22 protein-coding genes are annotated in these 26,063 nt (G+C 69.0%); 5 read left to right on the forward strand and 17 right to left on the reverse strand.

Annotated elements, in window-relative coordinates; translation table 11 throughout:
• Nucleotides 1–20 precede the first annotated feature (20 nt).
• The 7 genes from WS69_RS07150 to WS69_RS07180 all read right to left on the reverse strand — a co-directional run bounded on the left by WS69_RS07150 (nucleotide 21) and on the right by WS69_RS07180 (nucleotide 7,120).
• Complete coding sequence (locus tag WS69_RS07150; RefSeq protein WP_442854892.1) at nucleotides 21–1,112, reverse strand: ABC transporter substrate-binding protein; 1,092 nt, start codon at nucleotides 1,110–1,112, stop codon at nucleotides 21–23.
• Between the two features lie 128 nt (nucleotides 1,113–1,240).
• Nucleotides 1,241–2,047 carry a siderophore-iron reductase FhuF gene (fhuF, locus tag WS69_RS07155; protein WP_059470096.1) on the reverse strand — a complete coding sequence of 269 codons (807 nt, stop codon included), beginning with the start codon at nucleotides 2,045–2,047 and terminating at the stop codon, nucleotides 1,241–1,243.
• The gene (gene fhuB, locus WS69_RS07160) at nucleotides 2,044–4,155 is read right to left on the reverse strand and encodes a Fe(3+)-hydroxamate ABC transporter permease FhuB (RefSeq protein ID WP_059470097.1); all 2,112 of its coding nucleotides are present in this window, start codon (nucleotides 4,153–4,155) and stop codon (nucleotides 2,044–2,046) included. Before fhuB ends, fhuF begins: the two co-directional genes overlap by 4 nt.
• A complete protein-coding gene (locus WS69_RS07165; RefSeq protein WP_059470098.1) occupies nucleotides 4,152–5,060 on the reverse strand; it encodes an ABC transporter ATP-binding protein in 909 nt (302 codons plus the stop codon). Before WS69_RS07165 ends, fhuB begins: the two co-directional genes overlap by 4 nt.
• A gap of 7 nt (nucleotides 5,061–5,067) precedes the next feature.
• Nucleotides 5,068–6,096 carry a TauD/TfdA family dioxygenase gene (locus tag WS69_RS07170; RefSeq protein WP_059470099.1) on the reverse strand — a complete coding sequence of 343 codons (1,029 nt, stop codon included), beginning with the start codon at nucleotides 6,094–6,096 and terminating at the stop codon, nucleotides 5,068–5,070.
• A 40-nt stretch (nucleotides 6,097–6,136) separates the two neighbouring features.
• Nucleotides 6,137–6,385: an MbtH family protein gene (locus WS69_RS07175; protein WP_059470100.1), complete on the reverse strand. Its 249-nt coding sequence runs from the start codon at nucleotides 6,383–6,385 to the stop codon at nucleotides 6,137–6,139.
• A gap of 87 nt (nucleotides 6,386–6,472) precedes the next feature.
• Complete coding sequence (locus WS69_RS07180) at nucleotides 6,473–7,120, reverse strand: RNA polymerase factor sigma-70 (protein WP_059470101.1); 648 nt, start codon at nucleotides 7,118–7,120, stop codon at nucleotides 6,473–6,475.
• A 154-nt stretch (nucleotides 7,121–7,274) separates the two neighbouring features.
• Here WS69_RS07180 and WS69_RS07185 point away from each other — a divergent pair, with 154 nt between their 5' ends.
• Entirely contained in the window at nucleotides 7,275–7,973 is a 699-nt protein-coding gene (locus tag WS69_RS07185; RefSeq protein ID WP_231747087.1) for an Asp/Glu racemase, read from the forward strand.
• Nucleotides 7,974–8,354: 381 nt separating this feature from the next.
• Here WS69_RS07185 and WS69_RS07190 read toward each other — a convergent pair whose 3' ends face one another.
• The 7 genes from WS69_RS07190 to WS69_RS07220 form a co-directional block, all read right to left on the reverse strand.
• Nucleotides 8,355–9,101 carry an SDR family oxidoreductase gene (locus WS69_RS07190; RefSeq protein ID WP_059470102.1) on the reverse strand — a complete coding sequence of 249 codons (747 nt, stop codon included), beginning with the start codon at nucleotides 9,099–9,101 and terminating at the stop codon, nucleotides 8,355–8,357.
• Nucleotides 9,098–10,648: an FGGY-family carbohydrate kinase gene (locus WS69_RS07195; RefSeq protein ID WP_059470103.1), complete on the reverse strand. Its 1,551-nt coding sequence runs from the start codon at nucleotides 10,646–10,648 to the stop codon at nucleotides 9,098–9,100. The genes WS69_RS07190 and WS69_RS07195 overlap by 4 nt, the downstream gene beginning before the upstream one ends.
• Nucleotides 10,649–10,682: 34 nt before the next feature.
• A complete protein-coding gene (locus WS69_RS07200; protein WP_059470104.1) occupies nucleotides 10,683–11,774 on the reverse strand; it encodes an alcohol dehydrogenase catalytic domain-containing protein in 1,092 nt (363 codons plus the stop codon).
• 252 nt (nucleotides 11,775–12,026) lie between these two features.
• Nucleotides 12,027–13,061: an ABC transporter permease gene (locus WS69_RS07205; protein ID WP_442854889.1), complete on the reverse strand. Its 1,035-nt coding sequence runs from the start codon at nucleotides 13,059–13,061 to the stop codon at nucleotides 12,027–12,029.
• Nucleotides 13,048–14,568: a sugar ABC transporter ATP-binding protein gene (locus WS69_RS07210; RefSeq protein ID WP_082716021.1), complete on the reverse strand. Its 1,521-nt coding sequence runs from the start codon at nucleotides 14,566–14,568 to the stop codon at nucleotides 13,048–13,050. The genes WS69_RS07205 and WS69_RS07210 overlap by 14 nt, the downstream gene beginning before the upstream one ends.
• Nucleotides 14,569–14,656: 88 nt before the next feature.
• On the reverse strand, nucleotides 14,657–15,604 hold the full coding sequence (locus WS69_RS07215; RefSeq protein WP_059470106.1) for a substrate-binding domain-containing protein: 948 nt from the start codon (nucleotides 15,602–15,604) through the stop codon (nucleotides 14,657–14,659).
• 100 nt (nucleotides 15,605–15,704) lie between these two features.
• Nucleotides 15,705–16,694: an AraC family transcriptional regulator gene (locus WS69_RS07220; RefSeq protein ID WP_059470107.1), complete on the reverse strand. Its 990-nt coding sequence runs from the start codon at nucleotides 16,692–16,694 to the stop codon at nucleotides 15,705–15,707.
• A gap of 574 nt (nucleotides 16,695–17,268) precedes the next feature.
• Here WS69_RS07220 and capA point away from each other — a divergent pair.
• The 4 genes from capA to WS69_RS07235 all read left to right on the forward strand — a co-directional run bounded on the left by capA (nucleotide 17,269) and on the right by WS69_RS07235 (nucleotide 21,758).
• The gene (capA, locus tag WS69_RS33060; protein ID WP_108033920.1) at nucleotides 17,269–17,412 is read left to right on the forward strand and encodes a capistruin family lasso peptide; all 144 of its coding nucleotides are present in this window, start codon (nucleotides 17,269–17,271) and stop codon (nucleotides 17,410–17,412) included.
• A 51-nt stretch (nucleotides 17,413–17,463) separates the two neighbouring features.
• Nucleotides 17,464–18,183: a lasso peptide biosynthesis B2 protein gene (locus WS69_RS07225; RefSeq protein ID WP_059470167.1), complete on the forward strand. Its 720-nt coding sequence runs from the start codon at nucleotides 17,464–17,466 to the stop codon at nucleotides 18,181–18,183.
• Nucleotides 18,119–19,870, forward strand: coding sequence for a lasso peptide isopeptide bond-forming cyclase (locus WS69_RS07230; protein WP_059470108.1), 1,752 nt, complete (start codon nucleotides 18,119–18,121; stop codon nucleotides 19,868–19,870). The genes WS69_RS07225 and WS69_RS07230 overlap by 65 nt, the downstream gene beginning before the upstream one ends.
• A 133-nt stretch (nucleotides 19,871–20,003) precedes the next feature.
• Nucleotides 20,004–21,758 (forward strand): ATP-binding cassette domain-containing protein, encoded by a 1,755-nt coding sequence (locus WS69_RS07235; RefSeq protein ID WP_059470109.1) that lies wholly within the window; start codon nucleotides 20,004–20,006, stop codon nucleotides 21,756–21,758.
• Between the two features lie 63 nt (nucleotides 21,759–21,821).
• Here WS69_RS07235 and WS69_RS07240 read toward each other — a convergent pair whose 3' ends face one another.
• Genes WS69_RS07240 through WS69_RS07250 form a run of 3 tightly spaced genes read right to left on the reverse strand, consistent with a single transcriptional unit; the run spans nucleotide 21,822 to nucleotide 26,057 of the window.
• Nucleotides 21,822–22,847, reverse strand: a complete 1,026-nt coding sequence (locus WS69_RS07240; protein ID WP_059470110.1) for a fimbrial protein — start codon at nucleotides 22,845–22,847, stop codon at nucleotides 21,822–21,824.
• Nucleotides 22,844–23,593 carry a fimbrial biogenesis chaperone gene (locus tag WS69_RS07245; protein ID WP_059470111.1) on the reverse strand — a complete coding sequence of 250 codons (750 nt, stop codon included), beginning with the start codon at nucleotides 23,591–23,593 and terminating at the stop codon, nucleotides 22,844–22,846. Before WS69_RS07245 ends, WS69_RS07240 begins: the two co-directional genes overlap by 4 nt.
• Nucleotides 23,594–23,615: 22 nt before the next feature.
• Nucleotides 23,616–26,057, reverse strand: coding sequence for a fimbria/pilus outer membrane usher protein (locus WS69_RS07250; protein WP_197419221.1), 2,442 nt, complete (start codon nucleotides 26,055–26,057; stop codon nucleotides 23,616–23,618).
• Between the last annotated feature and the right edge of the window lie 6 nt (nucleotides 26,058–26,063).

Raw genomic sequence — 26,063 nt, forward strand, 5'->3', positions numbered from 1 at the left:
GACCGCCGGCGCTTCCGAGGCTATCGGCGCAAGCCCGGCTCCGGCAGCGCCAGCAACCGCTCGGTCATCTCGTCAGCCAGCCTCAGCGCGGACATCGGCCCGCCGAATCCCCAGATATTCCGCTCGACGAGCGCGACCCGCCCGGCTCGCCGCGCCGGCACGAACCGCCAGATCTTCGAATCGAGCTTCGCGTCGAGCGGCACGCCCGGCTCCGTCGCGCTGACGAACAGCACCGCCACGTCAGGCTGCTTCAGCAGATCCTCCGACGTCACATACGCCGTGCCTTCGCGCGTCGGCTCGCCCGGCCACGGTTCGAGGCCGAGCGCGCGCGCGATGCCCGCCGACGCGCTGTTGCCCGTAAACGCCCAGTAGCGATCCGGCAACCCCAGCTCCTGCAGCCACGCGACGCGCTCGCCCGAGCGCCCCGCCGCCGCGATCCGCCGCGCGTCGCGCGCGAGTCCCGCGTCGACCCGCGCTTCAACCGCACGCGCCTGTTGCTCGCGCCCCGTCAGACAGCCGATCGTGCGCAGGATCGCCCGCGCCCAGTCGAACTGCGTGACCTGCCGCCCGTCCTGCACGTAGTTCGGGCTGTACTTGAACAGCACCGTCGGCGCGATCCGCGACAGCGCATCGAAGATCGGCGCATGTCGCAGCCCGACACCCAGAATCAGATCCGGTTTCGCGGCCGCGATCGCCTCGAGGCTCGGCTCCTGCCGCGTGCCGACGTCCGGCACGCCCGCGAGCCGCGCGTCGTCATAGCCGATCCAGACCGGGTAGTACGCGGGATCGGCCATGCCGGCCGGCGTGATGCCGAGCGCGGCGAGATCTTCGGCGAACATGAATTCGAGCACGACGATCCGCACCGGTCGCGCGGGCAGCGTGCGGCTGAATTGGGACACGGTCGGATCGTCGGCGAGCGCACGGCAGGCGGCGGGCGGCTCGCTTGCGCGCGCCGGTTGCGCCGTGCACGCGATGCCGGCGACGAACGCGGCTATGGCGGCCGACGACCGTGCGCGCCACGCGAGGCCCCGCGCGTGCGCCGGCCGCGTCGCGCATGCGCCGACCGACAGCCGCAGCCATCGCGCAAAGTGCGCCGTTCGCGTCGGCAGCATCCCGACCGTCTCGATCGGCAGCCGCAGGAACCTCGCGAACCACAAGCGAGAGATTGCTCTCGCCATCGCCGCGACGCTGGCATCGACCGGCATCGACATGAATCGCGGACGGCGCGACACGCGCGCCATCAATGCGCGGCGTCCTGCTTCGCGAGCTCGTCGTCGCACATCGTCAACAACAGCGGACAGCTTCCACACAGTTGGTCTTCCCCAGGAATTTCATTGCGCAGGCAGCACACGCGGCGCGCGCGGAACGGATCAGGCAGCCGTGCCGAGCACGGCTTCACGCGGCGCACCGGCAGCCGCAGCGGATTCGCGTCGCCGTGCGCGTCGACGGGACCGAACAGCCATGCGGCGTCGGCCGCCGCGCGCGGCATGTGCGCGCATTGCTCGAACAGATAGTCGAGCAGATTGCCCGCGTTGGCCCACAGCACGCGCGGCGACAGCTTCGCGAGCGCGGCGAGCGAATCGATCGTCGCGCGCAGATGATCGACGAGCGCCGCGTAACGCGGTGCGGGCTCGGATTGCGCGGGCCGCAGCGCATCGGGCTCGAAGATCAGCGCGATCGGCATCCCGGCGCGCAGCGCGACGCGCATCCGCGACGGCGTCATGTCGAGCGGCCGGCCGAGCAGCAGCGCGGCGGCGAAGCCCGCCGACGCGGCCAGGTTGAAGTAATACTTGCTCCATTGCGACAGCAGCGCGCGCGTGTGCGCTCCGGCATCGCCGCCGTACAGCGCGACCATCGCGCCGACGAGCGCATCGCGCCGGCTCGCGAGCGCCGCGGCCGGGATCACGTCCGGCGGCTCGCCGCCATCGACGGCGAACGCAGGCTCGTCGTGCGCATCGGGCGCGCCGAGCCACACGTGCTCGAGGTAATGCGCGATCGATGCCGGCGCGAGCGTCGAAAAGCGCGTCGCGCGAACGCACGCCGTCACCGCCCGCCCCGCCGCTCGCGTCGCGCTTCGGCAATCAAGAGCGCGAGCAGGTACGGCGCGCCGATCAGCGCGGTCAGCACGCCCGCCGGAATCTCGCGCGGCGCGAGCAGCGTACGCGCGGCGACGTCGGCGGCGGCGAGCACGAGCGCGCCGCACGCGGCGGCGACCCAGAGGCGCGTCGCATGCGTGCGCGCGCCGAGCATCGCCGCGAGATGCGGCGCCATCAGCCCGATGAAGCCGACCGGACCGACCGCCGCGACCGCCGCGCACGCGGCGAGCGTCGCGATCGTCAGCACGAGCGGGCGCAGCGCCGCGATCGGCAGGCCGAGCGCGGCCGCCTGATCGTCGCCGAGCGCGAGCAGATCGAGCGGCTTCGCGAGCAGCGCGAGCGTCGGCAGCGCGAGCGCGCACCACGGAAGCAGCGCGACGAGCTCGCCCCAGCTGCGCCCATACGTGCCGCCGACGAGCCAGACGACGAAGCGCGCGGGCTGCACGCTCTCCTGTGTGATCAGCCATTGCGCGAGCGTCGTCCACAGCGTGCCGATCACAATGCCCGTCAGCGCGACGGCGAGCGGCGCGTAGCGATGCCGGCGATTGAGCAGGAGCGTCAGCGCGAGCGTCGCGCCGCCGCCCGCGAGCGATGCGGCGACGAGCGTCCCGTGCGCGGCGAGCGGCCATGCGACGAGCGTCGCAAGCGTCGCGAATCCCGCGCCTTGCGTGACGCCGAGCACTTCAGGCCCGGCGAGCGGATTGCGTACGATGCTCTGCATCAGCACGCCGGCGGCGCCGAGCAGCGCGCCCGCCAGCAGCGCGCACAGCAGCCGCGGCACGCGCAGGTCGAGCACCATCCGCGCGAGGTCGTCGCGCTGCGCGAGCGCGGCGAGCCAGCGTCCGGGGCCGAGCCACGCCGGGCCGAACGATGCGCCGATCACGAGCACCGCGCCCCCCATCAAGAACAGCAGCGACGCGACTGCCGGCCACGGCAGCACGGCGAGCGCCCGGACGACGCGAGCGCCGACGCGCGTGCTCGCCTGCGCATGCGTCGCCTGCTGCGCCGCGCCGGACCACGCGGCGCCCCGACGGATCATCGCGAGCATCAGCGGCGTGCCGACGAACGCGATCGCGACGCCCGTCGACAGCGTCGCATCGAGTCCGAGCGCGAGCACCGCGCTGTCGGTGACGAGCACGAGCGCGCCGCCCGCCAGCGCGGCGAGCGGCACGAGCGCGCCGAGCTTCGACGCTTTCGCGCCGCGCACCTGCCGCATCAGGTTCGGCGCGATCAGTCCGACGTACGACAGCGGCCCCGCGATGCTGACCGCGACGCTCGCGAAGCCCACCGCGACGAGCGTCGCGGCAAGCCGCGCCGCGTCGACGCGCACGCCGGCCGCCGCCGCCGCATCGTCGCCGAGCGCGAGCGGATCGAGCGGCCGGATCACGAGCGGCAGCGCGACGACCGGCGCGACGAGCCAAAGGAGCGCGTCGCGCAGCCCGGCCGCGCCCGGTTGATAGAGGCTGCCGCTCGCCCACAACGACGCGCCGACGACCGTCTCTTCGAAGAACGCGAGCAAGAGCGTCGTGATCGCCGAGAACAGCAGCATGCAGACGCTGCCCGCGAGAATCAGCCGCAACGGCGTCGCGCGCCAGCCGCCCGCTGCAGCCGACACGCAGCCGGCGGCGACGAGCCCGCAGACGAACAGGAGCGGCACCGACGCATGGCCGGCGAACGCCGGCACGAGCATCGCGGCGATCAGGCCGAGTTGCGCGCCGCCCGTGATGCCGAGCAGATCGGGCGCGGCGAGCGGATTGCGCGTGAGCGCCTGAAACAGCGCGCCCGCGACCGCAAGGCAGCCGCCCGCGACGAGCGCCGCGGCGACGCGCGGCGCGGCGAGATCGAACAGCATGATGTGCGCGAGCTGGGCGGCGTCGCTGCCCGCCGGCGCGGCGAGCCACGTGCGCAATTCGGGCGCGAGCCGCATCGCGGCGACGACGACGATCAGCGCGACGAGCGCACCGGCGATCGTGCCGACGCGGCTCGTCGCAACCGCGCGCGACACTCCCGATACGAGTGCGCCGCGACGCAGGCGCTTGCGGACGGCGAGCGTCGTCATGCGGCGAGATTCCGCTGCGCGCCAGCGCCCGCGCGACGCACGGCGGACTCGTCGGCTTCGCCGCTCACGTCGCCTTCGGCGCCGCCCGCCGTCGATTCGGCATCGAGCACGCCCTCATACGCGGGCACGCACATCGGCGCGCCGGTGAGCGGATGCGCGGTCTTCAGCATCGCGACGCCGAACGTCGCCAGCAGAGGGTGCGGTTCGAGCATTGCGTCGGGTGTGCCCTGCGCGACGATCCGGCCCGCGCGCATCAGTACGATTTCGTCGCTGTACGCGGCCGCCTGGTTGAGGTCGTGCAGCACCCAGACGATCGTCAGGCCGCGCTCGCGGTTGAGCCGCCGCAGTTCGCGCAGGATGTCGAGCTGGTGATGGATGTCGAGATACGTGGTCGGCTCGTCGAGCAGCACGATGGGCGCCTGCTGCGCGAGCGCCATCGCGATCCACGCGCGCTGCCGCTCGCCGCCCGACAGCGCCGCGACGTCGCGCGCCGCGTCGTCGGCGAGGCCCGTCGTCGCAAGCGCTTCGTCGATCGCGTCGCGATCGGCGCGCGACAGCCCGCGCAGCCAGCCGCCGTGCGCGTAGCGGCCGTATGCGACGAGCTCGCGCACCGTGAGCCCCGAGGGAATCTGGTTGAACTGCGCGAGCATCGTCAGCGTGCGCGCGAGCGCGCGCCGCCGGTACGAACCGAGCGGCACGCCGTCGATTTCGACGGCGCCCGACAGCGCGGGCTGCAGCCCGGCGAGCGTGCGCAACAGCGTGCTCTTGCCGCAGCCGTTCGGACCGCACAGCGCGGTCACCCGCCCCGCCGCGATCGTCAGATCGAGGCCGTCGAGCACCCGATGATCCCGGTAGCCGACGCTCAACGCGCGCGCCGCGAGCGCCGCCACCGTTTCGTTCTTCATCGTTTCTTCATCCGCTAACTGCCCTTCCTTCTTCTTTTTCACGGTGGCTCTGCGCCATCGCGACCACCACCTTGCGCGCCCCTTCGAACGGATCGCGCGCGTGCGCGGTCAGCATGTTGTCGAGCATCAGCACGTCGCCCGTTCGCCACGGGAACACGATTCGCTGCCGGTCGAGCACGCCGCGGATCTCCGCGAGCGCGTCGGCTTCGAGCGGCGCGCCGTCGCCGTAATAGACGTTGCGCGGCACGTTCTCGATGCCGACCGCGTCGACGAGCGCTTCCTGCATGTCCTCGTCGAGCGCCGACAGGTGAAAGAGATGCGCCTGGTTGAACCACACGGGTTCGCCCGTGCGCGGATGGCGTGCGACCGCCTGGCAGCGTTCGCGCGTGCGCAGCAGCGGTTCGTCGTCGCTTTCGCGCCATTCGCAGTCGATCCCGCGCGTCGCGCAGATCCGCTCGACTTCGCGCGGATCGTCGGTGCCGAACGCCTGCCGCCACGGCAAATCGAGTCCCTGCCCGAAGTTGCGCACATACAGCAGCTCGCGCTCGGCGAAGCGCGCGACGAGCGCCGGATCGAGCGCGCGATGGATCGCGCGGCTGTCGGCGATCGGCGTCGCGCCGCCCGTGCGCGCGGCGAGCGCGCAGTGGAACCAGATCCGCAGCGGCCACTCGCGCGTGTACGACTGCTCGTTGTGCAGCGGGATCGAGCGATGCGGCGGGTATTCGGTCGACGTGTAGACCGCGCCCTCGACCTGGCTGCGCGGCGTCGATGCGAACTCGTAGCCGATCAGCGGATCGCCGAAATCAGCCGCGAAGCGCTGGAACGTCTCGATCGACGCGACGTGAAAGCCGGTGAAAAGCACGCCGCCCGCGCGCTCGACGACGTCGTCGGCGATCTCGCGCAACAGCGGCGTGGCCGCGTCGAGCGCGATGTCCGCGCCCTCGCGCGGCGACACGACGGTCGGCAAACCAGGCTCGACGCGCAGGTCGTCGAGCGTCGGGCGGGCCGCAACGGCCGGCATCGAGAGCTGAGTCATCCGGGAATCCTCTTGCGATACGGACGCGATACGCGCCGGATTACGACGCGTTCGCCGCGTCCAGATGACGGCGCAGGCTCGCGGGACGCATGTCGGTCCATACGGTTTCGATGTGCGCGAGGCAGTCGGCCTTCGCGCCGCGCACGCCGGTTTCGCGCCAGCCGGCCGGCACCGCGCGGAACGTCGGCCAGATCGAGTACTGCGCTTCGTCGTTGACGACGACCGTGTAGACGACGTCGTCGGCGGCGGCGGCGGCCGGCGGGTTCGAGGGTTGCTGGGCTTGCGTCATGATCGAAGAAGCTCGCTAGAAAAGTTGGGAAGGCGGCGCACGGCGCACGCCGCGTCTACTCGATAGACGAATCGCGCGCGCATTTTTTTACCGGTTGCGCGCGCGGCCGCCGCAGAACACCGGGCACGCGAGCCCGCGCGCGGCTGCGTCGACGCACGCGACGCAGTGCCGCTCGGCGTCGCGGACCATGAAATGCACGAGCGTCTGCGACACGTTCAGCGCGCGCGCCGCGCTCTGCAGCGTCTCCTCGCGCAGCCGCACCATCTCGAACGCGGCGCGGCTGCGCGCCGGCAGCTGCGCGAGCGCGTCGTAGACGTGGCGCAGCGTGTCGCGCACGACGAGCGCCGCCTCGGGCGACAGTTCCGGCGACGGCACGTCGAGGCCGTCGTCCTCGTCCGCGTGATAGGTGTTCTCGAGCGTCTGGCGGCGGCATGCGTCGATCGACGCGTTGCGCACCATCCGCGTCACGTACGCGACGGGCTGCCGGATTGCATCCTGGTTCGGGAAATCGACGAGCTTGACGAGCACGTCGTGCACGACGTCCTCGGCCCGGCTCACGCAGCCAACGAAGCCGCGCGCGAGCTTCACGAGCATCGGCCGGTTCGCGACGAGCACCTCGACGAGCGCGCCGTGCGCGGGATCGGACGCCGCTCGCAGGTCCGGCGAGCGCGCGGCGTTCGAATCGAGGATCGGTAACGGTTTTGCCGGCGCCGGCCGAGCGAGCATTTCCGCCATGGATTCTCCAGATGTTTTCCCAATGACGGCAATCTAACGCAAACGCGAATCGTTCTCAATATTATTTATTTATAACCTGATAATCTCGCGGGGTTTGTCGTTTTTCGGAATGTCGCCGGTCAATCGTTGCAGAAAATGAAACGATGACGCTACGATGGAGCCTCCGCCCCATCCGCGGCGCTCGTCGCGCCTCTTTTCGATGCCGCTCATCGCCTGCCTGCATACCGCCGACAGCAACGTGCCGCGCTTCGAGTGCGCGGCCGCCGCGCTCGGTCTCGCGCCCGGATCGCTCACGCATCGCGTGCGGCCCGGGCTGTTCGCCGCCGCGGAGCGCGCGGCCGCGACCGGTTCCGGCCTGCCCGCTCCGATTGCCGAGCAAACCCGGGCGGCGCTCGTCGCGCTCGCGCGCGATGCCGATGCGGCGCTGCTCAATTGCTCGACGCTCGGACCGAGCGTCGACGCGCTCGCCGCGCATGCGAAGCCGATCGTGCGCGCGGACGCGGCGCTCGCCCGCGCGTGCGCGCAGGTCGGACGGCGCGTCGCCGTGCTGTGCGCGGCGCCGAGCACCGAGCGACCGACTCGCCAGTTATTCGAAGAGGAAGCGCGCGCCGTGGGCGCGCGGGTGGAGGTGCGGATCGTCCCGGGTGCGTGGGCGCGCTTTCACGCGGGCGATGCGGCCGGCTACCGCGCGTTGCTCGCGCAGGCGGCCGACGGCGCGTATGCGCTGGGCTTCGACATCGTTGCGTTCGCGCAGACGTCGATGGCGATCGCCGCGCCGGACGTGACGCTCGGACCGCCGCCTTTGACGGTGCCGGAGGCCGCGCTCGCGAGCGTCGTCGCGCGGTTGCGTTGACCGGCGCGAAGCGCATTCGGCGCGGCGGCGGCGGGCGATGCGCGAAGCACAAACGGCGATATGCGCCGATTCCGCGTCTCCGACGGCACGGGAGCCCCGCCGTTCGAATTTGGACACGCGCCGCCGTCGCGTCGAAACCGGCCTTTCCCGCGTGTGCGGACCGGTCGATACCGACGACCTGAGCATGTCTGCCGGCCGCGAAAGAACGGACACGACGGCCAGCCTGACGACGCACGCCGCCGCCCCGGCAAGTCCGCCTGCTCTCGCCAGGCTTCGCCTGCCGCGCGGTGCGCGCACCGCACGCGGCGCATGACTCACCGCTCGATACGCGCCCGCATGTTGCGCAATGCCCGCCGTACAGCACGCCGTCCGCGCGCCGCGCTAACGCGCCGTATACCCCCCGTCGACGGGCAACGCCACCCCGCTCACCATCGCCGCCGCATCGCTCAGCAGGAACAGGATCGGCGCGACGACGTCCGCGACGCTCGCGAAGCGTCCGAGCGGAATCGCCGCGAGCATCGGCCGGCTCAGCTCGGGATCGCGCCACGCGTGCTCGGCCATCGGCGTCAGCGTGACGGTCGGATTGACACTGTTCACGCGAATCCCGTGCGGTCCGAGCTCGACGCACAGCACGCGCGTCATCGCATCGAGCGCCGCCTTCGACGCGCAATAGCTCAGATGCGATGGCAGCGCGACGAGCGCCGCCTGACTCGACACGTTGACGATGCTGCCGCCGCGCCCCGCGTCGATCATCGCGCGTGCGACGTGCCGCGCGACCAGCATCGCGCCGCGCGCGTTGACGGCCATCACGCGATCGAAGTCGTCGCCCTTCGTGTCGATCGCTGCGGCGAGGCGCGTCACGCCCGCGCAGTTGACGAGCCCGTCGAACGCGTCGCGCATCCGCTCGCCGCCGAGCGCCGCGCTCACCGACGCTTCGTCGCCGACGTCGAGCGCGAGCGGCTCGCAGCCCGTCTCGTGCGAAAGCCGCTCGAGCTCGCACACGTTGCGCGCGGCGGCGACGACGCGCGCGCCGCAGCCGCGCAGCGCGACGGCCGCCGCGCGGCCGATCCCGCTCGATGCGCCCGTCACGAGAATCGATCGGCCGTTGAAATCGAATGCGACGCTCATGATGTCTGCAGTCCGTGCATGAAGGGTTGGAGCGCCGGATAAAGCCCGGCGTAGAGCGAAAAGCGCGCGTCGTGGAGCGCCGCGCGCCGCGCATCGGGACGCGCGCGCTCGGCGAGCGTGACCCAGCCTCGCCGCGCGGCGTCGCGCGACACGAGCCCCGCGCCGACCGCCGCGAGGAGCGCCGCGCCCATCGCGGCTTCGACGTCCTCGGCGATCGTCCATACGGGGTAGCCGGTGATGTCGGCGACGCTCTGCATCCACAGGTCCGAATGCGCGGCGCCGCCGACCACGACGAGCCGGTCGTCGAGCGCGAGCGCGCCCGTGCCCGCCGCGCTCGCCGCGATGTTGTGCCGCAGTGCGTAAGTGACGCCTTCGAGCACCGCGCGATACAGATGCGCGCGCGTGTGATAGAGCGACAGGCCGACGAACGCGCCGCTCGCCTTCGCGTCCCACACCGGGCTGCGCTCGCCCATCAGATACGGCAGGAACATCACGCCGTCGCTGCCCGCCGGCACTTGCGCGGCGGCCGCCTCCAGCAGGCGATGCGCGTCGCCGTTGGGCGTCGCGCGCGCGGCTTCGACCTCCGCATGGCAGAACTGCTCGCGAAACCACGACACCGACGCGCCCGCCGTGATCGCGCCGCCGAACACGTACAGATCGCGCCGGCCGTCGAACACGTGCGGCATGCTGACGAGCCCGTGCCGCGCATCGGTCGTCTCCGCGATGTAGCCCCAGCACATGCTCGTGCCGATCATCGCGACATGCTGGCCGCGCCGCGTCGCGCCCGCCGCGAACGTCGCGACCGCCGCATCGACGCCGCCCGCGATGACGGGCGTGCCGGCCGGCAGGCCAAGCGCGTCCGCCCATTGCGCGAGGAGCCCGCCCACTGCCGCGTCGGAATCGACGAGCCGCTCCGGCATCATCGTCGCCGGGATGCCGAGCATGTCGAGCGCTTCGTCGGACCAGTCGCGTCGATCCAGGTCGTACACGCCGCCGATGTTGCCCGCGGCGCTGTGGTCGACCGCGAGCTCGCCCGTCAGCAGATACGCGACGTATGCGTTCGGCGGCACGAAATAGCGGATGTTCGCCCACACGTCGGGCCGCTTGCCGCGCAGCCACAGTATCTTCGTATAGCCGTAGTAGCTGTCGACGCCATTGCCCGTGATCGCGGACAGTCGCTCGACGTCGACGTTCGCGCGCACCCAGTCGACTTCGTCGGTCGCGCGCCGGTCCATCCAGATGAGGCACGGATGGAGCGGCCGCATCTCGCGATCGACGGGAATGCCCGAGCCGCCGTACAGGCTGCTCACGCAAAGCGCCTCGATCGACGCGGCGTCGACGCCCGCCGCGCGCGCATCGGCGACGCAACGCGCGATGCACTCGCACACTGCGTTGAACCACACGGCCGGCCACTGCTCGGCCCATAACGGCTTCGGCGTATCCGGCCGGTATGCCGCCGCGTGCTGCGCGATGATCGCGCCGTTCACGCCGACGACGATCGCCTTCGTGCTCTGGGTGCCGATGTCGACACCAATCACGCATTCCATGTCGCCTCCGCGATTCGGTTAGCGGCGCGCGCGGTCAGCGGCGCGGCTTCATCAGCACCTTGATCGAGTCGAGCGAATTCGCGACCCGGATCGCGTCGTCCCATTCGTCGAGCGAGAAGCCGTGCGTGACGATTCCCTTCGACGTGACGCGCCCGCGCGCGAGCAGATCGATCGCGACAGGATAGCAATACGGGCCGAGATGCGCGCCGCGCACGTCGAGCTCCTTGCGATCGCCGATGATCGACCAGTCGACCGTCGTGTCCTTGCCGAACACCGAGAACTCGACGAAGCGGCCGAGCTTGCGGATCAGGTCCATCCCTTGCGTGACGCCCGCCGGCACGCCGGTCGTCTCGATGTAGACGTCGCAGCCGTAGCCGCTCGTCAGATCGCGGACGATCGCGAGCGCATCGTCGCGCGTCGGATCGATCGTCACGTCCGCGCCGTATTCGCGCGCGAGCGCGAGCCGCGCTTCGACGAGATCGATCACGACGAGCCGCTTCGGCGTCTTCAGCTTCGCGACCTGCGTCATCATGAGGCCGAGCGGCCCCGCGCCCGCGATCACGACGACGTCGTCGAGCTGGATGTCGCCGCGGTTGACCGTATGGATCGCGCAGGCGAGCGGCTCGATGATCGCCGCGTCCTCGAGCGAGATGCCGAGCGGGATCTTGTGGACGATCGCGGTCGGCGGAATCCGCATGTATTCGGCCATCCCGCCGTCGGCGACCTCGCGCTGGAAGCCGAAGATGTTGTGGACCTCGCACATCCAGTACTGGCCCGACTTGCAGTAGCGGCACTTGCCGCACGGCACGATCTGCTCGGCGATCACGCGGTCGCCGGGCGCGACGCCGAAGTGCTCGGCCGCGCCTTCGCCCAATTCCTCGACGTAGCCGAAGAACTCGTGGCCGGGAATCACGGGCGCCTTGACCCACGGGCTCGGGCCGCCCCAGAACATCTTTGCGCCGGAATGGCACTTGCAGTCGCTCGCGCAGATCCCGCACGCGCCGATGCGGATCACGAGCTCGCGCGCGGCCGCGCGCGGCTTCGTCACGCGCTCGACGCGATAGTCCTCGGGGGCATGGCAGACGATCGCCGTCATCTGCTGCGTATCGTTGTTTCGATTCGTCATGGTTTCGGTTTGCCTGACTGGGTTCGATGAAATGGGATGCCGGATGAAGCGGCCGGCGAACAGGCGGCGCTCGCGCGCGACGCGTGTGCGCCGCGTCCGCCGCGTCCGCCGCTTACGCTGCGTAAGCAGCAACTGCCGCCGCTCGCCGCGCCGCGACGCGGCGCATGACATGCGTGACATGCGTGACATGCGTGACGTGCATCACGTGCATCACGTGCATCACGTGCGTTGCGCGCGTCGCCGCCGCGTGCGTCACTTGCGACGCTCGCGGCCGATGTAGATCGCGAGCAGGATGATTCCGCCCTTGATCACGTTCTGCACGTATGGATTCACGCCGATCATGTTGAGGCCGTTATTCAGCACGCCGAGCAAGAGCGCGCCGATCAGCGTGCCGACGATCGCGCCGCGGCCGCCCGCGATCGACGTGCCGCCCATCACGACGGCCGCGATCGCGTCGAGCTCGAAGCCGACGCCCGCGTTCGGCTGCCCGCTCATCAGGCGCCCGGTCAGCACGACCGCGGCGAGCGCGGACGTGAGCCCGGCGAACGTGTAGACGACGAGCTTCACGCGCGCGACGCGCACGCCGGACAGCCGCGTCGCGTGCTCGTTGCCGCCGATCGCGTACACATAGCGGCCGAACGGCATGCGTTCGAGCATCAGCCACGCGAGCGCGTAGACGACGAGCATCGTCAGCACGGGCATCTGCACGCCGAGCACCTTGCCGCTGCCGAAGAAGCGGATCCAGTCGGGCAGCCCGTCGATCGGATAGCCGCCCGTGTAGATGAGCGCGACGCCGCGCGCGATGCCCATCGTCGCGAGCGTGACGATGATGGGCGGCATCCCGGCGAACGCGACGAAAAAGCCGTTCGCCGCACCGAGCGCGACCCCGACGCCGACGCCCGCGGCGAGCGCCGCCGCGCCGTTGATGCCGGCGACGAGCAGCCCCGCCGTCAGCGTGCCGGACAGCGCCATCACCGAGCCGACCGACAGGTCGATGCCGCCCGTCAGGATCACGCAGGTCATCCCGACGCCGATGATCGCGTTGATCGACACCTGCCGCAGCACGTTCTCGAGGTTCGCGGCGCTCAGGAAGCTGTCGCTCGCGAACACCATCGCGATGCACACGACGACGAGCCCGATCAGCGGATAGAACGTCGTCGAGCGCCTGAGCGCGCCGAATGCCTGCCGCACGCGCGCGCCGGCGGGCGGCGGCGCGTCCGGGCTCGCAAACTGCGCGGCGGGCGCGGGGGGAGGAGACGACGGCGTCGTCTGGTTACGCATGTTCATGGTTCGCTCCGCGTGCGTCTGAAGTCGCATAGGTCATCACCGTGTTCGGCTCGATCGCGTCGCCGTCCAGCACCGCTTCGATGCGGCCCTGGCGGAACACCGCGACGCGGTCGCACATCCCGACGATCTCCGGCAGCTCGCTCGAGATCAGCACGATCGCGTAGCCGCGCGCGGTCAGCTCGCGCATCAGCTGGTAGATCTCCGCCTTCGCGCCGATGTCGATGCCGCGCGTCGGCTCGTCGAAGATCAGGATGCGCGCGTGGTGGTTGATCCAGCGCGCGATCACGACCTTCTGCTGGTTGCCGCCCGACAGCGTGTCGACGCGCGTCTCCGGCGTCGGCGCCTTCACGCCGAGCCGCTTCATCAGATCGAACGTCGTGCGCGTCTCGGCCGCCGCGTCGACGAACCAGCGCAGGCTGCGGTGCTGGCCGAGGTTGTTGATCGCCACGTTGTAGCGAATCGAGAACTCGGTGACGAGCCCTTCCGTCTTGCGGCTCTCGGGCAGGAGGCCGATGCCCGCGCGCAGTGCGTCGGCGGGGTCCGCGAGGCGCACCGCGCGGCCGCGCACGCGCATCCGCCGCACGCGCGCGCGTTTCGCGCCGATCAGCGCGAGCGCAGTCGACGTGCGTCCCGAACCGACGAGGCCCGCGAAGCCGAGGATCTCGCCTTCGCGCAGCGTGAAGCGGTTGACGGGGCCGTTCTCGCGCACCTGCAGCGCGTCGACTTCGAGCACGGGCGCGGCATCGCGCGCCGCGGGCGGCTTCGGCGGAAAGCTGTTTTCGATCCGCCGGCCGACCATCATCTCGACGAGCGCGCCGACATCGGTGTGCGCGACGTCCGTCGTGCCGACGTACTGCCCGTCGCGCAGCACGGTGATCCGGTCGCACACCTCGAAGATCTCGTCGAGATGATGCGAGATGAAGATCATCGCGACGCCCTGCCGCTTCAGCTCGCGCATCACGCCGAACAGGTGCGCGGCTTCGGCGGGCGTGAGCGTCGCGGTCGGCTCGTCGAGGATCAGGATCCGCGCGTCGAGCGACAGCGCCTTGCCGATCTCGACGAACTGCTGCTGCGCGACCGACAGCGCGCGCACCGGCGTCGACAGATCGATCGCGATGCGAAGCCGCGCGAAGATGTCCGCCGCCGCGCCGCGCATCCGCGCTCGGTCGCGCAGCCCGAACCGGTCGCGCCACTCGCGGCCGAGGAACAGGTTGTCGACCGCGTTCAGGTCCGGAATCAGGCTGAACTCCTGGAACACGATGCCGACGCCGGCCGCGATCGCATCGTGATAGTTCGCGAAATGCCGCGCCTCGCCGTCGATCGCGATCGCGCCTTCGTCCGGCCGGTAGATGCCGCAGAGAATCTTCATCAGCGTCGACTTGCCCGCGCCGTTCTCGCCGAGCAGCGCGTGAATCTCGCCGCGCGCGACGCGCAGATCGATCCCCTGCAGCGCGACGACGCCGGGAAACCGCTTCGTGATGCCGGCCAGTTCCAATATCGTGTCCATCGCTTCCTCGCTCGCGCTCATGCGCGCCGCCCGCCGCCGCGTGCTCCCCGGCGCGGTGCGGCGCACGCGCCTCGCGCATGTCGTCCGCTCACCAGCTGAAGGTCTTCGCGTTGTCCTTGTCGATCAGCTTCACGTCGACCGGAATCGCCTTCGGCACATTGGCGCCCCACTTCTTCGCGAGCCCGATGCCGATCGCGAGGCGGATCTGGTCGCGCGGGAACTGCGCGGACGTTTCGACGAACTTCGAGTTCGGCTTCTGGATCGCGGCGATCGCCTCGGGCGCGCCGTCGACGCTCGTCAGCTTGATGTCCTTGCCCGACGCCTCGATCGCGGACAGCGCGCCCATCGAGCCGCCGTCGTTGACGCTGAAGACGCCCTTCAGCTTCGGATGCGCCTGAATCATGTTCTCGGTCACGGCGAGCGCGCTCGCGCGTTCCTGCTTGCCGTTCTGCACGTCGACGATCTTCACGTTCGGGAATTTCGCGAGCGCCGCGCGGCAGCCGCGCACGCGCTCGAGGATCGGCACGACCGGAATGCCGTCGAGGATCGCGACTTCGCCGCCGCCTCCGATCGCCTTCGCGAGGTACTCGCACGACATCGCGCCCGCATCGAAATTCTTCGAGCCGACGAACGAATCGACCGGGCCGTTCGCGTTCGCGTCGACCGCGACGACGACGGCGCCCGCCTTCTTCGCCGACACGACGGCCGACTGGATGCCCGTCGAATCGGTCGGGTTCACGAGCAGGATGTCGATCTTCTTCTGCAGCATGTCCTCGACGTCGCTCACCTGCTTGCTGACGTCGTGATGCGCGTCGGTCACGATCACCTGCGCGCCGATCGACGCGGCCGCTTCGTTGAGCGCCTTTTGCATCGTCACGAAGTACGGGTTGTTGAGCTCCTGGAACGTCATGCCGATCTTGAGCGGCGCCGCGTGCGCGACGCATGCGCCGCCGAGCGCGAGCGCGAACGCCGCGGCACGCAGCGCGCGCGCGGCCGGGTTGCCGGAAACCGGCGTCGAGGAAGCGGTAAGCATCATGGTTGTCTCCGTTTTCTAGGTATGCGCGCGCCCCGCGCGCCGCGGAAGCGGCGCGCCGGAATACGCGTGACTGCTGGGTTGCTCGGGAACGCGGTCCGGCTCAGCCGGACAGCAGGACTTCGGGGATCGGACGGGTAGCGCCGCGCGCCTGCGCGGCGGGCACGATCGCCGGCGCGCCGGCGATGCCCGCGCCGCGCTTCGCGGCCGCCTCCGACGCGTCGCGGCTCGCGTCGTTCAGCGCCTGATAGCGGCGAAAGCGCGACGGCGACATTCCTTTCACCGCGAGGAACTGGCGATTGAAGTTCGACAGGTTGTTGAAGCCGCTCTTGAAGCAGATGTCGGTGACGCTCGCGTCGCCGTCCATCAGCAACTGGCAGGCCAGATTGATGCGCATCCGGTTCACGTACTGGACGAACGGCAAGCCCGTGTGCCGCCGGAAGTAATGCGAGAACGCGCTCACGCTCTGTCCGGCGAGCCGCGCGAGATCCGTCTCGCGCAATTCGTTCGCGAGGTTCTTGCCGATGTACGCGAGCACGTGATTGATGCGGGTCGACGCGAAGCTCGACGGATCGGCCTGATACGCGGGACTCGCGAGCAGTTCGCGGTCGGTCGCGTCGACGAGGATCTGCAGCATCGACAGGAACAGCACGATGCGCCGCAGCCCGCGCGCGTGGATCAGCTCGGCGAAGAGCGGCTTGACCGCATCGCTCGTGCGCGCGCCGAACTGCACGCCGCGCCGCGCGTCGGCGAGGAGTCCTTCGACGTGCCGCCACTCGATGAAGCTGTCCGCGCAGCGCGCGACGAACGCCTGGTCGAACTGCACGACGAGATTGCGCTCGGCGATCGTCCTGCCTTCCGGCACGTCGCTGACCCAGTTGTGCGGCAGGTTCGGCCCCATCAGCACGAGATTGCCGGGCCCGAATCCGCCGACGTAGTCGCCGACGAACATCTGGCCCGTCGTCTCGACGATCAGATGCACTTCGAATTCCGGATGAAAGTGCCACCGCACGGTGCGGTACGGGTAGCCATGCGACCACGCCTTGAACGACTCGCCGCGGCGTACGTCGACGACTTCGAGATCGGGCTGCACTCGCTCCTCCTATTCTCCAGACCACGGCGCGCGCGCCGCTCGTCCGATGCGGCGGACGCATCGGTCGACGCTGTCCGCCGTTCGTCTCGTGTAGTGCGAACGATAGTCGCCGGACATGCGGCCGGCCACTAAAAATCAGACACCAGACTGGTATTTTTTTGAATTCGGATGAATGCGGAGGCCGTAGGCGTCAAATTTGGTGCGAAGCAGCAGGTCTTGCGCGCATCCTGCGGCGCGGCAACGCATCGCCGGCTCGGCCGTTCGGCGGGATGACCTGACGATGCCGGGCGCTCCGATCTCCGTCATCGCGAGAGCACGATCGCCGATAAGCAATGCGAGTTTTATTTTGTTTCCAAATTCCGGAATTAAGCCGACAAATCCGGATTTCCATTTTTCAACAAAGATAAATCGTCCATTCGAGATAAATTATCGAATTCGAAGATATAAAACTGCTTCCATGGAGAAAAGAATATTCCGATTGAATTTCTTGCGAAGTGATGCTATAAACCTAACGCCGGGCGCCTTACTATCATGAAAGGCGGTCGGCTAAATCGATATTTTTTAGGAGATTAAAATGGTTCGACTTTTGGCGAAGCTTCTCCACATCACGATCCAAGGCTCCAACGGCGTCAGCCTGGATGCGGTTTCCTCGACGCACGGCACGCCGGGCTTCCAAACCCCGGACGCCCGCGTCATTTCGCGCTTCGGATTCAATTAATTAGCGTCTCGTAAAGCCGATGGGGCATTTCGCCCCATCGGAAAACCGACCATGATGCTAGCCCGCCATTGCCATATCGCGGTATTCGACCAGGCGATCGTCGCGCTCGATATGCGGCGGTCACGATATTTTCTTTATGACGAAGCATGCGCGAGTGCTTTTGCCGACCATTATCTGGATTTCAAGTCTGTCGATACATCGCGCGCATTGAAGCCGTTGATTGACGACCGGATCATCGTCGCCGAATCGCCGGAGCCCGCCCGAAGCCGCATCGCCGATTACCGCGCGTGGCGCTTCGACGCATTCGAGTCGGGCATATGGGCAAGCCGGGTGCTCGGCGAGCGGAGCACTTCCCGTTTCGAATGGCTGCCGTTCTGGCGCATCGTGCGCAGCGCGGCGTCGCTCAAGATGCGCGGTTTTCACGCACTTTCCGCGCTCGATCGGCTCGACGCCCGTCCCGCGAACGCCGCGTCCACGGACGGCGACGGCACGTCGCAAACGGTCGAGCGCTATCTGCGCGCGTCGATCTGGTCGCCCTTTCGCATCACATGCCTGCAAATGTCGCTCGCGCTCGCCACGCATCTGAGGCGGGAGAGCGTGCCCGCTCAACTCGTGATCGGCGTGAGGCCGATGCCGTTCATCGCCCATGCTTGGGTCGAAGTCGACGGGCGCGTGTGCGGCGACGAACCGGACCTGAAAAAGAGCTATGGCGAAATCTATCGAACGCCTCGACCTGACGAACGCGCCGCCCCGGTCGGGCTGGCGGCTTGAACGGCGCGCGTGGACGGACGCGGCCGGATATCGCGGTCTGCTGTCCTGCAACGGCGGGCCCGATCGGCCGATCGGCGCAACGTTGCTCGAAGTCGGCGGCCGCGCGTACCTCCGCGACGCGCACTCGAGCCTCGATCGCGCGCTCGCGCGCGCCCGCACGCTGACCGACGCGCGCGACGTCGTCACGCGCGGCGTCTGGGGCGCCTACATCCTCGTGCTCGACGAAGCGGCGACCGGTCGCCGGCTGTTCCTGCCCGACCCGCTGCATTCGGTCCGGCTCTATTACCGGGCGGCCGGGAACGGTCGCGTCGACGTCGATCCGCAGGCGGCGAACCTGCTCGACGGCGCGCCGATCGACTGGAACTTGGACTACCTGATCGAATTCGCGTGCACGCAGTTCGGCCCGCTTGACGAAACGCCTTTCGCGTCGGTCCGCGCCGTGCCGCCCGGATGCGCGCTCATCGTCGACACCGACGGGCGATGCACGATCGAGCGCGCGTGGCTTCCGCGCACGGGCGCCGTTGGCGACGTCCGTGCGTCGTGCGCGGCGGCGCTCGACGACGTCTATTCGAGCATTGCGCGCAGCCATCCGAACGTATGCGCCGCGCTGTCGGGCGGCGTCGACTCGTCCGCGGGCGCGATCTTCCTGCGCAAGGCGCTCGGCGCAGATGCGCCGCTCGCCGCCGTCCACCTGTTCTCCACGTCGTCGCCCGACTTCTACGAGCGCGACATGGCGGCGCGCGTGGCCGATTCGATCGGCGCGGAACTCATCTGCATCGACATCGATCGTCATTTGCCGTTCTCCGAACGGATCGTGCGGACGCCGCCCGCCAGCCTGAGCCAGGACATGCTGTTTCTCGGCATCGACAAGGCGGTATCGGGCGCGATCGGCCCGTCGTCGGTGCTGCTCGAAGGCCAGGGCGGCGATCTGCTGTTCAAGGCGGTGCCGGACGCGAACGCGGTGCTCGACGCGCTTCACGGCAAAGGATGGTCGTTCGCCCTTCGCACGGCGGAGAAGCTCGCGATGCTTCACAACGACTCGATCCCGCGCATTCTGCTGATGGCGGCGAAGATCGCGCTGAGAAGACGGCTGTTCGGGCAGGACGCTTCGGTGTCGCAGCAGACGATGTCGAAGCTGTTCGCGTCGCGCGCGCCGCGCGGGGCGGCCGGGCAGGCGCGCACCCGCACGCCGCGGGATCTCCGCGCGGACACCCCGTCCGACGAGTCGATCTCGGTGCTCGACCGGTTCGTGTCGATCATGACGCCCGTCACCGACGCCGCGTATACGAGCCGGCTCAATCCCTATCTCGCGCAACCGGTCGTCGAGGCGACCTTCGGCCTTCGGAGCTACGACAGCTTCGATCACCGGAACGACCGGATCGTGCTGCGCGAGATCGCATCGGCGCACACTCCCGTCGACGTGCTGTGGCGAAGGACCAAGGGATCGTTCGGCATCGGCTTCGTGAAAGGGATCGTGTCGCATTACGACGCATTTCGCGAACTGCTCCGCGACGGCGTGCTGATGCGAAGCGGCAAGATCGACGAAACCGAACTCGAGCACGCGCTGAAGGCAGTGCGCGTCGGTCAGAACGCGGCCGCGATCAGCCTCGCGCTCGTCGGGTGCGTGGAGGTTTTTTGCGCATCCTGGCAGAATTTCGTCGCGAACCGGCGCGTTGTGGCATGCTGACGAAGCGTTTCGCCGCGCCCCGCGTGACGCTCCCGCCATTGCATCCGTTCCGGCGGCGGATCGCGCCGCCGCGCGCCGAAACGCCGTTTCTCCCGTCCCGAACGCCGGTTTTCCGGCACGATTGCGAATCGACATGAAGCTTGCCGCGCTACGCTCGTTGGCGGACGTCGTCCGCCTGATGTTCGACAAGGAAACGAATGCGAGAAAGCTGATCGCCGCCGGCGTGCTGATCGAGGCGCTGACATCGACTTTCATGCTGCTCGGCCCGGTCACGTTGAAGCTCGCGGTCGACGAGATGTCGCACGCGCATTTCGACGCCGTGAAGGCGTCCGTCGACATCGTGCTGTTCGCCGCGCTGTGGTCCGCGTCCGCGATCTCGTCGATCGTCCTGCTCGCGTATACCGGCCGGATCGTCAACGCCGTGTCGAACGCGCTGCTGCGCCGCGCGCTGCACGCGCAGCTCCCGGCGCTCGCCGGCCGCGCATCGTCCGACAGCGGCTATGTGCAGGGTCTCCTCGAACGCTTGCCGTACAGTCTTCAGGTGATCATCGAAGGCGTGCTGTGGAAGATCACGCCCGTCGTGATCCAGCTCGCCGTCGCGCTCGTGCTGATTTCGCTGCTGGTGCCGCTACGCTACGCCGCGATCCTGTTCGCGGTGCTGGCCGCCTATTTCCTGTTCTCCCACTTGTCGGCCGAGCAATACGAGAAGAGCGCGGCCGCGACGAGCGAGGCCGCGGGCGCGCTGTCGACCGCGCTCGGCGACGTGCTCGCGAATGCGCCGCGCGTCGTCTACAACGGCGCGGTGCAGCGGGAGATCGACTACGTCGCGGCGAGAGCCGGCGCGCGGCTCGATGTCGGCTGGCGGCGGTCGTGGCTGCTCACGCGCGCGGCCGTCTATCAGTACGGCATCATCGCGTTCGGCATGGCGGCGATGTTCGTGCTGTGCGTGCGCGACATCGCGGCCGGCCGGATCACGCTCGGCGATTTCATGCTGCTGCAGACCTACGTGCTGCAGTTCGCGCTGCCGCTCGGCGCGTACGGATTCGTGCTCCGCCAGGCTGGCGCGGCGCTCGCGAACGTGCGCGAAGCGCTCGAGATCGCCCCCCGGGCGGCCACAGCCGACGCTGTCCGCCCGCAGCCGGGCGGCTCGGCCGCGCACGTCGCGGTCCGCCGGCTAGCGTTTCGCCGGGCGGATCGCTTCGCGATCGAACCGATGTCGTTCGACCTGCCGGCGGGCAGCTACACGGCGATCGTCGGACACAACGGCTCGGGCAAATCCACACTCGCGAAGATCGTCGCCGGGCTGCTGCCGCCCGACGACGGCGTCGTCGCATACGACGACGTCAACCTGTACGGCATCGACGACACTGCGCGCAGCGGCTTCGCGCTCTACGTTCCGCAGGACGTCGCGCTCTTCAACCGACCGCTGCGGGAAAACGTCCGCTATTACCCGTCGACGCTCACCGACGACGACGCGACGCGACTGCTCGAACGCCTCGCGTTCCACAAGGACGGGCGGCGCATCGACCTCGACGGCGATGTCGGCGAAGGCGGCGCTCGCCTATCGGGCGGCCAGGTGCAGAAGGTCGAGCTCGTCAGGTTGATGGGCGTCGACGTCCCCGCAATCGTCCTCGACGAAACGACGTCGGGCCTCGATCCGCAAAGCGACGCGCTCGGCATCGCGATGCTTCGCGAGCGTCTTTGCAGGCGCACGACGCTCGTGCTGATCACCCATCGGATCGCGAACGTCGAGGCGGCCGACCAGGTGCTGTTCCTGTCCGCCGGGCGGCTCGTCGCGGCAGGTCCGCATCGGCGCCTCATCGATACCTGCGACGAATACAGGACCTTCTGGCGCCGCCAGCCCGAGCCTGCGGTGTCGAACGCATGACGCCCGGGCATCCGTGCGCGGCGGCCGCCGCCGAATCGCCAAGCGCAAGCCGGTCGAGCGCGATCAGTAGATGAACAGCCGAATCGTCGCCGTCCCGGTAAACGGCCCGATCTTCGGTGCGCCGAACGACTTCAGCACCGCATCGAGCACGACGTTCTGATACGACACGTTCCCCGGCATCTGCGTGAGCACGAACTGCTGGTTGAACGGAATCGCATTGCCGTTCTTGTCCTCGATGCCGATCCCGAAATTGCTGTCGCTCTGCGGCACGAGCAGGCCGTTGCGCACGATCTGCGAGGTCTCGAAGTAGCCATCGACGCGCACCGGTATGCTGCATTTCTTCGTCAGCGCGAGGCTGAACTGCTTGCGCGGCGCAGCAGGAGAAAAGCCGTTGCCGGACGCCTGGATCTGCCCGAACTTCACGATCCCCGGCTCGGGCGTCACCGTCACGTCGACCATGCACGGCGTCGGCTTCAGGTTCTGCAGGCCGCTCAGCCGGTACTGGAAGCTCGGGTTCGTGTTGTTCAGGCCTTTCTCGCCGTCGAACTGGAACACCGTGTACACGTCGCTCGGCGGCTGCACCCACGCGCCCTTCTTGCGCACGACCACCTGGTACGTGATGCTGATCGGAATCTTCGGGCACCGCTTCGCGTTGAAGTCCGCCTGCGAGCACGGCGGCACGGCGAAGCCCGTCGGCACGCCGGTGCCGGGACGGCTGCCCGCGCCGAAGTGGTCGACGCCCTGATAGCGGATGCCGATCTCGAGCCCCCACGCGGCCGGATTCTTGCCGTCCGGATTCGCGTAGAAGTAGATGTTGTCGACGATGCTCAGATTGCCCGCGCCGCCGAGATCCTTGTAGCAATAGCCGTCCGTCGTGCGCGGCGACGAAATCCAGATCACGTAGCCGTCGGGCGCGTCGGTCGGATACGACGCGACGTTGCCGATCGGCTCGGTGAGCGACGTCTGGCCGCTGTTCGTCAGGCAGCGCACCGCCCACGCGGGCTGAGCGAATGCGACGAGGAGCGCCGCGCAGGCCCACGCGAGCCAGCCGGGCATGCGTCGCGGCAAGAAGCGAGTGAACGCGCTCATCGCTTCACGCTCCGGCACGCATTGCCGTCGCACGCGTACTCGACCGTCACCTGGCCGCCGTAGTCGTCGACGTGCGTGACGTGGAGACCGCCGCCCGCCGACGCCGAGAACGGCACGCTCGCCGCGCCCTTCGGATTCACCATCACCGGATCGAGCGGCTGCGGCGTCTTGTTCGCGCCCGCCGCGAGCGCAACGACCGTGATGTGATACGGCGTCGGGTTGTCGAATACGAGCTGGTGCGCGGCCGGATCGACGCGCAACGTCATCGGCAGCGTCGGGTCCTCATCGCGCGCGGGCTGGACGCCCGCCGGCCGGTAGAACAGTTTCATCTGCGTGTGCAGCGCGATCTGCAGCGCGTTCGGCGTGCCGGTCTTCGGCGGCACCTCGCGGATGTTCAGATAGAACACCGATTCGCGATCGGCCGGCAGCGCGGCGCCCGGCATCCGCGCGATCCGCAGCACGTTGCGCTCGCTCGGCTCGACGCGCTGCAGCGGCGGCACGACCATCAGCGGCGTCGTGATCTTGTTGCCGTGCTCGTCTTCGAGCCACGACTGCACGAGATACGGATACGCATCGCTCTTGTTCGAGATCGTCACGATCGCGGCCTGCTCGCCTTCGTTGAGGATCACGCGGGTGCGGTCCGGCACGATCGCCGCGTGCGCGGCGCCCGCGAGCGCGGCGAGGAGCGCGGCGGCCATGCGCTGTGCGTTCGAAGCGGAAAGGCATCGTGTGGTCATGTTCATCATCGTGTCGAGTCGGTCAGGTCGGTCAGCGCGACGCGTGCTGCGTCGCGGATTCGCAGCCGACGGGCGCGGGCGTGCCGTCGAGCTGCAACGTGTCGGGAAGCGCGGCGGGCGTGCAGATCGTCTTCGCGCCGGCGCGCACGACGAGCTTCGCGCGCGGCTGCACCTGCGTCAGGTACGCGGCCCCTGCCTCGCCGACGATGCCGAGCTCCTTGCCGGTCTCGGCGTCCTGCACCGACGCGCCGAACGGCACCGGCGCGCCGTCGTCGCCCGTCAGCGTGACGAACACGTTGCGCCCGCGCGCCGCGTTGAACTTGATGTAGCCAATCGCGCCGTCCGTCAGCACGGTGCGCTGGATCGGGTTCGTCACTTCGGTGTCGAGGCCGAGCTTGTCGACGCTCACGGTCGCGTCGTACACGTTGTACGGCGATACGCCGTCGATCACCGCGTAGCCGCGCGAATCGGTGCGTGCATACGAGCCGGCGAGCGGCACGCCGGGCACGCCGTCGGTCGATACGAGCAGACGCGTGTCGCCCGCGTTGCCGTTCGCGTGCGCGGTCACGCCGTAGCGCGTCGCGACGAACGAGCCGTCGACTTCGAGCGACGCCGACGCGTACGCGTTCGCGACCGTCGATGCCTGCGCGGTCAACTGGTAAGACGGCGTGCGCTGGCGGAAGCTCGCGTTCGCGGACGCACGGCCGTCGGTCGCGCCGCCGTACACCTGATAGGTGCGGCCGTTCATGCCGTCGTAGATGTAGCCCGCGTTCACGCTCGTGCCGCCCTGGCCCGTCGACACGCTCGACGTGAGCGTCTGGCGCTCGCCGAGCGGCAGCGTCGCCGTTAGCGACACCTGGTTGCCGCCGCCGCCCGCGCCTTGCGTGCGGAACGCGGAGAAGCTCATGTTCACGCTCTTCAGCCCGCCGAGCGAGAACGCGCGCGTGAGCGTCACGCCGATCCGCTGATCGGACGGACGCGACCAGTAGGTCGTCTGGTCGTACGAGAAATAGGTCGACGTATCGCCGAAGCGCTTGGACAGCATCGCCGAATAACGCTGCTTGCCGTTCGCGAGGCCGGACGCGGTCGGGTCGCCCGAGAACTGCTGGAAATTCGTGTAGTCGCGCTCCGAGAAGCGATAGCCGAAGAAGCGCACGTCGGCGTCGAGCGCGTCGAAGTGCTTCGAATAGTTGATGCGATACGAGTTGCCCTGCTTCGTCTGGCCGTTCCACCAGAGCGTCGCGCGCGCGTGCGTGATGTCCGCCGACAGCGCGCCGAAGCGGCCGAAGTCGCGGCCGATGCCGAACGCGACCGACGTATAGCCGGACGCCGCGATGAGACCGCCGTACACGGTCACGTCGAACGGCAGCCCGTACGCAGCCTCGGCAAAGCCGAACCACGGCGTGATGCCCGCGCCGCCGAACGTGCGCGGCTTGCCGATCGCGGTCTTGTAGCGCAACTGGCCTTCGCGCGCGAGAAACGGCACCGATGCGGTCGCGACCTGGAAGCGCTGGACGGAGCCGTCCTCTTCCTCGACGACGACGTCGAGCGTGCCCTGCACGCTCGTATTGAGATTCGACAGCGCGAACGCGCCGGGCGACACCTTCGTCATGTACAGCACGCGGCCGGCCTGCATCACCTTGACGACCGCGTTCGTGCGCGCGACGCCCGCGACGAGCGGCGCGTAGCCGCGCATCGACGGCGGCAGCATCCGGTCGTCGCTCTTCATCGCGACGCCCGACATCGAGAACGTGCTGAAGATGTCCGAATCGACGTAGATCTCGCCGAACGACAGCGTCGACTGCAGCGACGGCAGCGCGCGGTACGCATAGAGCTGATTGAAGCGGAACGTGCGATCCGCGTAGACGGAGCCGCCCGCGTTCGTCTGCGCCTGATAGTCGCCGCGAAAGCGCCACGCGCCCCAGTTCGCGCCGATTGTGCCGTACGCCTGCACCGAGTTGTTCTGCTGCGCGCCGCCGCCGAACGCGTGATTCGCGTTCGCGAGCACGCGATAGTCGAGCATTGCGCCGTCGACGCCTTCGCTCCAGCGCTCGGGCGGCAGGTACGACGCGTCGGTGAATTCGAGCGCGGCTTGCGGAATCGTGATCTTCAGGCGCCCTTCGCCCTTCTGATAGCGGATCGTCACGCCTTCGATCGCGGCGAGATCCGCGCAGCGGCCGCCCATGAAGCGCGGCATGTCATTGACGAGCGACTTCTTCAGGCCGAACTGCGCAACGAGTTCGGGCGTGATGCATGCGCGCGCGCCGTCCCCTTCGTGCTGCGCGACGAATTCGACCTGCTGGAGGCCGTAGAACACGTCATTGACCTGCACGTCGAGCAGATACGTGCCCGGCAGCGTGAAGTCCGCCTGCGAGAACTGCGACAGGTCGACGTCGTTCGCGCCGTCGATGCTCAGGAACGACGAATTGAACTCCGTCGCCTGGGCATGGCTGCCGGCGACCAGCATGGACACGCAGAA

This window comes from Burkholderia sp. BDU5, from assembly GCF_001522845.1.
In the GTDB taxonomy this organism is placed as follows: domain Bacteria; phylum Pseudomonadota; class Gammaproteobacteria; order Burkholderiales; family Burkholderiaceae; genus Burkholderia; species Burkholderia mayonis.